Origin of the sequence: Aeromicrobium sp. (assembly GCF_014378035.1) — a bacterium.
Classification (GTDB): domain Bacteria; phylum Actinomycetota; class Actinomycetes; order Propionibacteriales; family Nocardioidaceae; genus Aeromicrobium.
In genome coordinates, this window is sequence record NZ_JACMOM010000396.1 from 1 (window position 1) to 8,012 (window position 8,012).

The following is an 8,012-nucleotide window of genomic DNA, read 5'->3' on the forward strand; positions in this document are numbered from 1 at the left end:
CCCCCCGAAGCCCTGTGCTGAGATCTCGACAGCGAGTGCACCGACATCGAGGCCCGCGGCCGTCATGGCGCACCGCCGGGGATCATCATCGGGGGAATCTTGGGGCAGGCGTACAGCCAGGAGTCGGGGTTGCGGCCCTCCGGGAGGAAGGGTGCCTCGTCGGGCAGTGCCTCGCCTTTCCAGGAGCCCACTGGCATCTCGCCCGGCTCGGCGGGCGTCCAGTCGAGGTCGTCGAACCGGCGTCGGAGGAACAGCCTGGTGCGCCCGTCGGGGGGTTCGACCTGGAGGTACTCGGCCGACGACTGGCGTCCGCGGTGGAGGCCGCGAACCGTGTAGGTGGCTTCCTCCCAGCCGTAGTGCTCGTGGCTTCCGACGCGAACGGCGACACCGTCCACCAGATGCGCGCGGGCCTGGGGATCCGCTGGGAGCACCTCTCCGCCGAGGTCGCCGACGAAATGGCCCGGTGCCACAACCTCGACGTCGGGGCGTTCATGGGCGAGGCGGAGGTGCTTCTGGACCAGTGCTCTGACCTCGGAAAGCGGTTTGTCGGCTCCCGGGTCGACGGTGCTCCCGTGGGCGACCGCCACCACGAGACTGACGGCGGTCGCATCGACCTCGAACGTCTCGATGCCGGTGAACGACGTGCCGGGGAGAAAATCCACCTCGCGTTCGTGGGGGTGCGGGGAAGTCGACTCGGCGCCGCGTCCGGAAGATCCGACGATGGCCGTGACGTGGGCGGTGCGGAAGTTCTCGGTCGCGACCCGCAGGTCCATCGAGGCGGCCACCACACCCGTGCTGACGACGACCTCGCCCTCTGCCGGTGGATTGTCTGGCGAAGTGATGCCGCGAAAGGCGAGGCCTGAGTAGACAGGCATCCGCCCCAGGTCGCGAAGCCGATCGGTCATGCGGGTGCGCTGCTGCGCGGCGAGCTCGGCGGGTCGGCGCTGACCTCGGTCAGTTGGCCGTGGTCGACGTACCACCGTATGGGACGGTCGAGCACGACCATCGCTCCTCCGCCCGGCTGACCGAACCATGGTGCCGCGAGGCCCTCCATCACGTGGGGTGGCAGAACGCTCTGGACGGTGTACTGGCGGAAGGCTTGCCCGATGTCTGATGGCGGCAACGAACGTTCAGGGAATGGAGTGCCCGCGGCGAAGAGGTGATGCGCTGTGTCGGGTCCGAACGTGTCGAGCGCGTCACCCGGCGACAGCCCGTTGGGGCCGGCTGCCTGTCCGCGGGACGCAGTGCGCTTGCGGATGGCCGTTGCCGTCGTTGTGCCCGCGCGGGCAAGCTCCGCGGCGTCGATGACGCGCGGCTCGGGTGTGGTCGCAGCGTGGCGGGTCGCGAGCTCAATGGCCGCCTCGACGGACGACAGCGACTCGTAGGGGGCGAACGTGCCCCGTGCCAGACCTCGCACCACTGCTTGTGAACCGAACGGTGTCACTAGCCGCGGCCCCTCGGATGGTGGTGGCGCGTCGGGTGTCGGCTCGGCAGTGAGCACGACGGCGCCCGCGGGCAGGCCCGCTTCCGCGAGCCCTTCATCGATCGTGTTCTGCGTCGTCATGAGTCCTTCTTGTCGTGTGGTGGGGCCGGTGCGAGCAGAAGGAGTCTTCGTCCCAGCTCGGCGGCAGCTGCCTGCTCGTCGTCATACATCTCGATGATTCCCTCGCTTCCCCGGTCCCACATCGCCGCGCGGATGCGGTTGTCCGGCAGTCGGGTGAGGACCCAGGTGCCTTCCTGACCACGCCGGTCCTCGTCGTCCCACATGAGGCAGTCGCGCCCGATCCCGGCCTCGTCGAGTCGGCGGCGCATGTACTCGACGGGACTCACCGCGGTGCGACGACGTCGACGACGCCGGTGTCGTAGTACCACCGCACGGGGCGTTCGAGTGTCACGAGGATGCCGCCGCCCGGTTGGCCGAACCACGGTTGGACGGGGCCGACGGAAACTGCGCCACCCAGTGGTGCACGAACGAGGAACACGGTGCGGGAGAGCTCGAGATCTGTCGGTGGCGCCGAGCGCTCCGAGAACGGTGTGTCGAGCAAGAAGAGGCAGTGCCCGCTGCTCGGGCCGAGATGGTCGAGCGCAGTGCCGACAGGGATCATGTCGGGCGTGAGCGGTGATCCGTTTGCTGAGTGCTCGCGAAGGGTGGCGGCGAGTTGCTTGGCGTCCTGCTGGAGCCCCGCGAAGGCCGCGGCATCGACCACGATGGTCTGAGGTGGTTGAAGAACATGCACCACGGCGTTGGCGGCAAGCTCGTCGGTCTCGTAGGTGTCGTAGACCGCGAACCGACCCCGGTCCATTCCTCCGAGGGTCGTGGCGCCGTCGGAACGCGGCACGACGACCCAGCGTTGGCTCGGCGCACGGGGAATGACGTCGGGCTCAGCGGCGGCGAACACCATCTCGGTCGGCGCGCCGGCTTCACCAGCCAGCCGCACGACATCGGTGGTGCTCACGAGGTGGTCCCGGACGTCGAGCCCGGACGTCGCACGGCCACGAGCTTGCGGGTCTCGTCGATGAACATCCGGCGAGCCTCCTCGGGATCGGTCGTGGTCAGAAGTTGGCGACTGACACCCATGTCGCGGTACCAGATGTCGTAGCGGCCGTCGTCGGATCGCAGCCCGATGTGCTCGCTCGACGGTAGCGTGCCGTCGGCGCGGTTCGCGATGTAGAAGTCGACGAACTCCCCGAAGCCCTGTGCCGACATCTCGACGGCGAGGGCATCGACATCGAGGCCCGCGGCCGTCATGGCGCACCGCTGGAGATGATGTTCAGCTCCACGAGCTGCCCGCGGGTCAAGGCATTGCCTTCGGCGTCGAGGAAGCGGTACTGGGTTCCGCCACCCTTCTGCCCGAAATCGGGCGTCACGTCGGAGGCTTCCAGCTTGACCTCGCCGCTGGTGATCTTGGGGTTCTCGAGGTCGATGTGCCACGTGTCGCGGTTGAAGTTGAGCCGGTCGGGTGGCAGCGAGCGCTCGCCGAACGGCGTGTTCTCGGGCGAGAAGAAAGACCCGTTCGGGCTGCCGATCCGGTCGATCGGACCGACGTCGGGATCGACTATGCGTTCGCTGCCCTCGACCGCTCCCCGGTTGCCCGGCCAGTTCCAGTCTTCCGGGTAGTTGGGGTCGTCGGTCTCGACCCGATACTTCTCTTTGAATGCCTCTGGAGTGGGCTCGCCGCCGAGCGGGTCGTAGTCGGGCTCGATGATGTCGCGGTTGGCACCGCTGTACGACGGGTCGTTGAGCTGGTCGTCGAGCGATCGGAAGTCGTCGGAGGTGTGCTCGTGCATACCGCCCGGCCCATCAGCGTCGCCGAGGTCGTCGAGCCTGCCGAGGTCGCCGAGGTCGTCGAGCTTGCCGAGGTCGCCGGCGTCGCCGAGGACGTCGAGCCGGTTGCCCGCATTCGCCATGTCGGCCAGACCGTCGATGGCGTCGACACCGCCCTTGACCCCGCGGGTCGCGGCGGTGCCGGTGCCGCCGGTGAGGGCCGCGATGATGGCGTCGGGCAGGAGGTGGCCGGCGGCTCGAGCCGGGTCGTCGGCCCAGGTGTCCCAGTCGAGCATCGCCTTGCCGATGTTCTTGCCGAACTCCATCGGGTCGTCCTTGAGCGCCTGCAGCATGCCTTGGGCGTCCTCGACGCGCATGTTGTTCTTGGCGGCGATCTCCTCGGCCGTCATGCCGGATGAGGCGTCCTGCATCATGTCGTTGAACATCCAGGCGGCCGGGTTGGTCAGGAAGGTGGCCAGCTTGGCGAGGTCGTAGATCGCCTCGCCGGCGCCCAGCACGAAGCCGCCGACCGCGGCGCCGACCTTCTCGTACCACGTGCGCTTGGCGGGGGCATCGACACAACCGCGCCGAACGCCGTCGGCGCCGATCTGGGCGGCAATCTCGAGGTCGGACTTCGCCGACTCGTACTCCTCGAGCGCCGCCTGCCGGATCGCGGCACCCGGGTCGTTGAACGGCAGGATCGTGAGCGTGACGGTCTGGCCGGCGGCTTCGGCGTTGGCGGCCTCGCCCTTGGCGCGGTCGACATCGGAGTCGTAGGCGTTCCGGGCGTCTGACGTGACCTGCTCGCCCCGGGCGTACTCGCCCTTGGCGTCGGCGGCCCGGGTCTTGGCGGCGTCGAGTGCCTCGGCGTAGACCTCGAGGGCAGACGCGGCGCCCCGGAAGCCGTTGCCAGACTCGCGCCACCTGTCGGGCTCGGTCGAGAACTTCTCGAGGAAACGCTCGGCCGCCCGCCCGGACCAGCCTCCGGTGCTGATCGCCGACAGGGCGTCGCTGGTCTGCGTGAACACGTCGGCCTTGGACCGCATCTCGCCGGCCTTCGACCGGACCGTGCCGGGGTTTCCCTTGATCGTGAAGTCAGGCATCGATCACGGTTCCATGATCGTCAGTGAAGCAAGGTCGGCGCCCGCCGAGGTCAGCGTGGCGTGGCCCTCCTTGTCGAACTCGGCGTAGTTCATCGCGATCTTGCCGAGCCGGCCGGCGATCTCGCCGACATCGCCGGTGAGGTTGTTCATCCCCATCTCCCAGCGTTCCTGGAACTCATCGACGGCGCCCCAGATGGTGCCGTTGCCGAGGTCGTCCTCACTCGGCACGAGGTCGTGGACGTCCTTGTCCTTGAACAGCTTGATCGAGTCGGCAGTGCCCTGGGCGGCCTTGACGATGGCCTGCAGGTCGACGTCGAAGTCGTACGACGGCATGCGCGAACCCCCTTCGCGTCACGGATGGAACTTCCGGATTCGGCAATGCTAGTGGGATGCGGGCGGGCACACCCACCCGCGGTCCGACTGGCACAATCGCTCGTACGACCGGAGTCCAAGGGGGGTCCCATGTCAGGAACAGAGCTCGAGATCGGCGCGCAGACGCGCGCGGCGACAGCGCTCACCAGTGCCACAGAACCCATCAGGTCGACGCTGTCGGACCTCGCCACCTCGTTCGAGGGAGCCGCCACAGGCTTCAAGGGTGCGTCGGCCAGCGCGCTCGTCGAGGCGTTGACGCACTGGTTCGAGGCGGCCAACGAGCTGCCGTCGATCATGCACCACTACGCCGCCAACCTGATGGCCGTCGACACCACCGAGGCGCGCTCCGACATCCGTTCGACCGAGTCGTACGGACGTCTCGCGGGCCGGCTCGGCGGTCCCCAGTGAGTGAGGCGAGCCTCGTCGTCCACCAGGGCTCGCTCGATGAGATGACGGCCGCCATGACCCAGGCGCACGACACCATCACGACGCAGGTGCAGTCGGCGCTCGACAAGGTCAACGCCGAGATCGCCGCGTGGTCGCCCGCCACGACGTCGCGTGCGGCCGAGATGAACCACCAGCAAAAGCTGCGCGACGGGGTCGAGCGGCTCACGGCAGCGTTGGAGAAGGTGCGCGCGGCGCTCGACACCGTGGCGGAGTCTGCGCGCGACACCGAGGTCAAGAACGTCGCGATCGTCGACTGACCTCGTCCGCCCTGACCGTTCGACTTGACCTGAAGTGCGCTCCAGGGGTCATGCTTGAACCATGACGATGACCGAGGTGCCCGCCGAGGGCATGACCATCAGTGGCGCCGCCGAGGTGAGCGGCCTGAGCGTCGACACCCTGCGGTACTACGAGAAGGCCGGGCTCACGCTTCGCGCACCGGGCCGATCGGCTTCGGGGCAGCGTCGGTACACCGACAACGACGTCCGCTGGTTCGGCACTCTGGTGATGCTTCGCCGCACGGGCATGCCGATCCGCGACATCAAGCGGTTCGTCGACCTCTACCGGGTCGACGGGAGCGAACGCGACCGGCTGCAGATACTGGTCGCCCATCGTGAGCACGTCCTGGCGGAGCTGGCCGAGGTGCAGACGCATCTCGACGCCATCGAGCACAAGATCGACTACTACAAGAAGGCAGTGATGAGCGCATGAAGAACACCGCATGGGGAAGCCAAGGCCTCGAGGCCTCCGTCGAGGGACTCGGCGCGATGGGGATGTCGGCGTTCTACGGCGACCGTGACGACACAGAGTCGGCGGCGACGTTGCATCGGGCCCTCGACCTCGGCGTGACGCTGATCGACACCGCCGAAGCCTACGGCCCGTTCACGAACGAGCGCCTCATCGCGGCGTCGATCGGGAGCCGCAAGGACGAGTACGCGATCGCCACGAAGTTCGCGATGGAGATCTCCGACACCGGTGAGCGCGGCAAGGTCAACGGCAGTCCGGCCTACGCGCGCAAGGCACTGGAGCGTTCGCTCAAGCACCTCGGCATGGAGACGATCGACCTCTACTACCTGCACCGGGTCGACCCGGATGTCCCGATCGAGGAGACCGTCGGTGCGATGGCTGAGTTCGTCACCGAGGGAAAGGTCAAGTACCTCGGCCTGTCCGAGGCGGCCGGCGACACGATCCGCCGGGCGCACGCCGTACACCCGATCACCGCGGTGCAGACCGAGTACTCGCTGTTCGAGCGCACGCCGGAGGTCAACGGAGTGCTGGACACGATCCGTGAGCTCGGCATCGGATTCGTCGCCTACTCGCCGCTCGGGCGTGGCGTCCTCACCGGTTCCATCGCCTCGGCGAAGGACCTCGACGAAGACGACTTCCGGCGCAACAACCCACGATTCAGCGAGGAGAATCTCGCCATCAACCTCGCGATCGTTGCGAAGGTCAAGGAGCTGGCCGACAGCCGAGGCGTCAAGCCCGGGCAGCTCGCCCTTGCCTGGCTGCTTCACCAGGAAGGCGTGGTCGCGATTCCCGGCACCAAGCGACGCACCTATCTCGAGGAGAACGTCGCCGCCGCAGACATCGAGCTGTCGGCCGACGAGCTCACCCAGCTCTCGGACGCAGCGCCCGTGGGGGCCTCCGCCGGCGAGCGCTACGACGAGGGCGGCATGAAGACCGTCCACATCTGACGCTCCTGCCGCGATCGTCGTGGCCGCGGCCCGCCAGCCGAAGCATGAGGGTCATCGCCGCTGCTGCGAGCGCAAACCCTCATCTTCGTGGCCCCGGGGGTGGCCGGCTACCCCTTGGCGTAGGTCAGGACCCACTCCACGAACGGCGTCGCCTCGCGCCAGTCGGCGCGCACCCGCTCGAGCATGTCGGCGGTGTGGATGACGGGCTCGAAGCCGTAGTCCTTGCCCAGCGTCATCGACTTGTGGCGCAGCAGCTCGATGCGCGGATGGTCGGCGTCGTACCCGCGGGGGGCGGTCTTGAGCTTGTCCCCGCCGAGCTCCCATCCGGCCGCCTGGAGCCCGGCGAGGATCTCCTCCAGCTGGCCACCTCGGGTCGTGTCGGTGATGGCCTCGCGGATGCTGGCGAGCCGAGGCCCCGATGCCTCGTAGAACCCGACACCCACGCGAGCGCCGGGCGCGCCGATCTGCACGTAGTAGCCGGTCGAGGGGCCCATCGGCACGAAGGCGCCCTGGTGGGTCTTGTAGGGGGTCTTGTCCTTCGCGAAGCGCACATCGCGGTAGGGGCGGAACACCTTGGCCACACCGAACTCGTCAGCGAGCGCAGCAGTGAGGGCCTTCATCGGGGTGGCCACCGCGGTGTCGTACGTCTGGCGGTGCGCCTCCCAGAACGACTTGGTGTTGTCCATCTCGAGGTCGTCGTAGAAGTCGAGTGCAGCCTCGGGGAATCCGTTGAACTCGGGCACCCGAAAAGGATACGGCTCGGGCTTGCACGCTCTGCTCACTCACGGCATGCAGGTCAGGGGACGAGCAGCACCTTGCCGGTGGCCCGGCGCTCGTCGAGGGTCAGCAGCGCCTGCGCAGTGTCCTCCAGCGAGAAGGTCGGCCCGACCACCGGCGTGAGCGCGCCGCTCTGGAGGTGCGGGAGCAGGGCGTCCCATTCCTTGGCGATGTGGCCCGGTCGCGACAGGACGTAGGCACCCCAGCCGACGCCCACGACGGCAACGTTGTTCAGCAGGAGGCGGTTGACCTTGACGGTCGGAATCTCTCCGGCGGTGAAGCCGCTCACGAGGATGCGGCCGTCGTCGGCGAGGCAGCGCAAGGGGTCGGTGGAGCGGTCGCCACCGACCGGGTCGA

The 8,012-nt window shown here is 68.2% G+C and carries 13 protein-coding genes; 4 read left to right on the forward strand and 9 right to left on the reverse strand.

Going from position 1 to position 8,012, the window contains the following annotated elements:
* Positions 1–62: 62 nt before the first annotated feature.
* From H7290_RS20940 to H7290_RS20970, 7 genes are read right to left on the reverse strand one after another with little or no spacing between them, the layout of a single operon-like run.
* Positions 63–905: a hypothetical protein gene (locus tag H7290_RS20940; protein WP_290515950.1), complete on the reverse strand. Its 843-nt coding sequence runs from the start codon at positions 903–905 to the stop codon at positions 63–65.
* A complete protein-coding gene (locus H7290_RS20945; RefSeq protein WP_290515951.1) occupies positions 902–1,564 on the reverse strand; it encodes a TNT domain-containing protein in 663 nt (220 codons plus the stop codon). Before H7290_RS20945 ends, H7290_RS20940 begins: the two co-directional genes overlap by 4 nt.
* On the reverse strand, positions 1,561–1,812 hold the full coding sequence (locus H7290_RS20950; RefSeq protein WP_290515952.1) for a hypothetical protein: 252 nt from the start codon (positions 1,810–1,812) through the stop codon (positions 1,561–1,563). Before H7290_RS20950 ends, H7290_RS20945 begins: the two co-directional genes overlap by 4 nt.
* Positions 1,813–1,826: 14 nt before the next feature.
* Positions 1,827–2,456 (reverse strand): TNT domain-containing protein, encoded by a 630-nt coding sequence (locus tag H7290_RS20955; protein ID WP_290515953.1) that lies wholly within the window; start codon positions 2,454–2,456, stop codon positions 1,827–1,829.
* Positions 2,453–2,749: a hypothetical protein gene (locus tag H7290_RS20960; protein ID WP_290515954.1), complete on the reverse strand. Its 297-nt coding sequence runs from the start codon at positions 2,747–2,749 to the stop codon at positions 2,453–2,455. The genes H7290_RS20955 and H7290_RS20960 overlap by 4 nt, the downstream gene beginning before the upstream one ends.
* The gene (locus tag H7290_RS20965) at positions 2,746–4,368 is read right to left on the reverse strand and encodes a putative T7SS-secreted protein (protein WP_290515955.1); all 1,623 of its coding nucleotides are present in this window, start codon (positions 4,366–4,368) and stop codon (positions 2,746–2,748) included. Before H7290_RS20965 ends, H7290_RS20960 begins: the two co-directional genes overlap by 4 nt.
* Positions 4,369–4,371: 3 nt before the next feature.
* Entirely contained in the window at positions 4,372–4,701 is a 330-nt protein-coding gene (locus H7290_RS20970; protein WP_290515956.1) for a hypothetical protein, read from the reverse strand.
* 129 nt (positions 4,702–4,830) lie between these two features.
* Here H7290_RS20970 and H7290_RS20975 point away from each other — a divergent pair, with 129 nt between their 5' ends.
* The 4 genes from H7290_RS20975 (at position 4,831) to H7290_RS20990 (ending at position 6,878) form a co-directional block, all read left to right on the forward strand.
* Positions 4,831–5,148 (forward strand): hypothetical protein, encoded by a 318-nt coding sequence (locus H7290_RS20975; protein ID WP_290515957.1) that lies wholly within the window; start codon positions 4,831–4,833, stop codon positions 5,146–5,148.
* Positions 5,145–5,444 (forward strand): hypothetical protein, encoded by a 300-nt coding sequence (locus tag H7290_RS20980; protein WP_290515958.1) that lies wholly within the window; start codon positions 5,145–5,147, stop codon positions 5,442–5,444. Before H7290_RS20975 ends, H7290_RS20980 begins: the two co-directional genes overlap by 4 nt.
* Positions 5,445–5,505: 61 nt before the next feature.
* Positions 5,506–5,895: a MerR family transcriptional regulator gene (locus H7290_RS20985; RefSeq protein ID WP_290515959.1), complete on the forward strand. Its 390-nt coding sequence runs from the start codon at positions 5,506–5,508 to the stop codon at positions 5,893–5,895.
* Positions 5,892–6,878: an aldo/keto reductase gene (locus tag H7290_RS20990; RefSeq protein ID WP_290515960.1), complete on the forward strand. Its 987-nt coding sequence runs from the start codon at positions 5,892–5,894 to the stop codon at positions 6,876–6,878. Before H7290_RS20985 ends, H7290_RS20990 begins: the two co-directional genes overlap by 4 nt.
* Before the next feature lie 107 nt (positions 6,879–6,985).
* Here H7290_RS20990 and H7290_RS20995 read toward each other — a convergent pair whose 3' ends face one another.
* Both H7290_RS20995 and H7290_RS21000 read right to left on the reverse strand, forming a co-directional pair.
* Positions 6,986–7,621, reverse strand: a complete 636-nt coding sequence (locus H7290_RS20995; RefSeq protein WP_290515961.1) for a DUF2461 domain-containing protein — start codon at positions 7,619–7,621, stop codon at positions 6,986–6,988.
* A gap of 53 nt (positions 7,622–7,674) precedes the next feature.
* The coding region (locus H7290_RS21000; RefSeq protein WP_290515962.1) for a zinc-binding dehydrogenase at positions 7,675–8,012 on the reverse strand (338 nt) is incomplete at its 5' end.

Bases quoted from the DNA above. Each gene is read 5' to 3' on its own strand.
- H7290_RS20940 (WP_290515950.1), bottom strand. From the start codon at position 905: ATGACCGATCGGCTTCGCGACCTGGGGCGGATGCCTGTCTACTCAGGC.
- H7290_RS20945 (WP_290515951.1), bottom strand. From the start codon at position 1,564: ATGACGACGCAGAACACGATCGATGAAGGGCTCGCGGAAGCGGGCCTG.
- H7290_RS20950 (WP_290515952.1), bottom strand. From the start codon at position 1,812: ATGCGCCGCCGACTCGACGAGGCCGGGATCGGGCGCGACTGCCTCATG.
- H7290_RS20960 (WP_290515954.1), bottom strand. From the start codon at position 2,749: ATGACGGCCGCGGGCCTCGATGTCGATGCCCTCGCCGTCGAGATGTCG.
- H7290_RS20965 (WP_290515955.1), bottom strand. From the start codon at position 4,368: ATGCCTGACTTCACGATCAAGGGAAACCCCGGCACGGTCCGGTCGAAG.
- H7290_RS20970 (WP_290515956.1), bottom strand. From the start codon at position 4,701: ATGCCGTCGTACGACTTCGACGTCGACCTGCAGGCCATCGTCAAGGCC.
- H7290_RS20975 (WP_290515957.1), top strand. From the start codon at position 4,831: ATGTCAGGAACAGAGCTCGAGATCGGCGCGCAGACGCGCGCGGCGACA.
- H7290_RS20985 (WP_290515959.1), top strand. From the start codon at position 5,506: ATGACGATGACCGAGGTGCCCGCCGAGGGCATGACCATCAGTGGCGCC.
- H7290_RS20990 (WP_290515960.1), top strand. From the start codon at position 5,892: ATGAAGAACACCGCATGGGGAAGCCAAGGCCTCGAGGCCTCCGTCGAG.